Source organism: Angustibacter peucedani (assembly GCF_054779595.1).
The window spans coordinates 1-736 of the sequence record NZ_BAAGXY010000195.1 but is presented as its reverse complement, the minus strand read 5'-3'; the positions used below and the strand labels follow the sequence as shown (position 1 = coordinate 736).

Here is a 736-nt window from a genome sequence, read left to right as displayed (position 1 = left end):
CTCACCGCGCACTTCCTGCGACCGGTCGACGAGCGCCTGCTCGAGCTGGCCGCCACCCCGTGCCGTAGGCGGGTGCCGCCGGGGGCGGGGTGCGGCCGGCGGCCGACAGCCTGCCGGCCAGCAGGTCGCGCCGGGTCGCGTGCTGCAGCAGCGCCGCCTGCGCCAGGGCGCGGCGGTCGTCGTCTCCCTGACCGCCGACCACGCCGTACGCGTAGACCGCCGCCTGCTCGGCCGCGAGCACGGCGGCGAGCGCGCCGGCCTCGGCGTCGGTCAGCCGCGCCGCCGCGGTGGGGCTCGTCGACGGCGGGCTCGTGGTGGACGAGGTGGCGGACGAGGTGGCGGACGAGGTGGACGACGAGGTGGCCACTCCCGCGCGGACGGGCCTCATGCGATCCACCGCGCGACGCGGTCGAGGTCGGCGACGTGCACGGCCCGGCAGGCCGCGACCGAGGCCAGCAGCCGGGCGACGTCACCGCCGACCCGCGCCAGGTCGGCCTCGACGGCCTGAACGGCCGCCTGCTCGGCGTCGCGCTGGATGCGCAGCGCGCTCGCGCGGGTGAGCGGGCGGGTGGTGGGCGTCACGGCCGGCACCGTGCCCGAGGGGGAGGGCGTGGCGGTGCCGATGGTCCCGGACGACGGCCGCAGGGCGCGGGCGTGCTCGCCGTGGTGGCGTGCGACCGCCGCCAGCAGGCGCGCCTGGTCCGGCCGCAGCCGGGCGGCCGCGCGTGCCCCGGCG

Annotated in this window: 1 protein-coding gene and 1 pseudogene; both read right to left on the bottom strand. The window is 80.3% G+C overall.

The annotated features are described in order from the left end of the window. Window position 1 precedes the first annotated feature (1 nt). Window positions 2-388, bottom strand: coding sequence for a DUF4439 domain-containing protein (locus ACYVJ4_RS18855; RefSeq protein ID WP_460461562.1), 387 nt, complete (start codon window positions 386-388; stop codon window positions 2-4). Then, a pseudogene (locus ACYVJ4_RS18850) lies at window positions 385-736 on the bottom strand (hypothetical protein); the annotation flags it as partial. The gene ACYVJ4_RS18855 and the pseudogene ACYVJ4_RS18850, both read right to left, overlap by 4 nt.